At 52.2% G+C, this 1,197-nt stretch carries 1 pseudogene; it reads left to right on the plus strand.

The window, feature by feature from the left end:
* Nucleotides 1–66 precede the first annotated feature (66 nt).
* Nucleotides 67–1,177, plus strand: a pseudogene (locus JCM12308_RS27495) (IS3 family transposase).
* Nucleotides 1,178–1,197: the final 20 nt, after the last annotated feature.

Raw genomic sequence — 1,197 nt, forward strand, 5'->3', positions numbered from 1 at the left:
TTGACCTGCTCCCTTAGAAAGTCCTCTGTTTGAAGTTAGTCTGTTCCTAAATATCGGAGACAGACAATGAAGAGAAATCGTTTCAGTGAAGAGCAGATCATCGGGATATTGAAAGAGCATCAAGCTGGTTTGAGCGCCAGAGACTTATGCCGGAAATATGGTGTAAGCGATGCCACTTTTTACAAGTGGCGCTCTAAGTATGGCGGTATGGAGGTGTCTGAAGCGAAGCGACTGAAGGCATTAGAGGCTGAGAACGCCAAGCTCAAGAAGATGCTGGCCGAGCAAATGCTTGATGTGGCGACCTTGAAAGAGATGCTCGGAAAAAACTTCTGAAGCCCGGTTCAAGGAGACGTGCCGTGGACTGGGCCATGACAGAGAAGAACTATTCACAGCGCCGTGCCTGTGCCTTGGCTGGCATTGACCCGCGTGTTTATCGTCGCGGCCCTGCTCAAAGAGAAGATAAACCGTTGCGGGTCCGCCTTCGGGAGTTATCTGCCAAGCGGCGACGCTTTGGTTACCGGAGGCTACACATCCTTCTCAAACGGGAAGGCTGGAAGCTGAATTGGAAGAAGCTTTACCGCATCTACCGAGAGGAAGGCCTGAGTGTGCGAAAGCAAGGCAGTAGAAAACGTGCGATTGGTACCCGTTCCCCTATGGCGATCCCGCGGGGTATCAACCAACGATGGTCGCTGGACTTTGTCTCCGATGCCCTAATGGACAGTCGCAGGTTCCGCATTCTATGTGTGATTGATGACTTCAGCCGCGAATGTCTGGCTACAGTCGTCGATACTTCCCTGTCAGGCACAGAGTAGGCCGTGAGCTGGACCGGGTCGCACAGATGCGCGGCTACCCTTGTATGGTGGTCAGCGATAATGGAAGCGAACTCACCAGTAATGCGATCCTGAAATGGCAGGAGGAAAACAAAGTCGAATGGCATTACATAGCCCCTGGCAAACCGATGCAAAACGGCTTTGTCGAAAGCTTCAATGGGCGCCTTCGGGATGAGTGTTTGAACGAGCACTTGTTTGAGAACTTAAGCCACGCTCGTTCCTTGATTGAGCAATGGCGCAACGATTACAATCACCAACGTCCACACACCAGCCTCAACGGGCTGACACCGTGGGAGTATCATAAACGGTCTCAGCAGGACCAGAACCAGAACAGAGCTAACCTATAATCGCGGACTCTGGAGGGAGC

It is taken from the genome of Pseudovibrio denitrificans JCM 12308 (assembly GCF_001310815.1).
In the GTDB taxonomy this organism is placed as follows: Bacteria; Pseudomonadota; Alphaproteobacteria; order Rhizobiales; family Stappiaceae; genus Pseudovibrio; species Pseudovibrio denitrificans.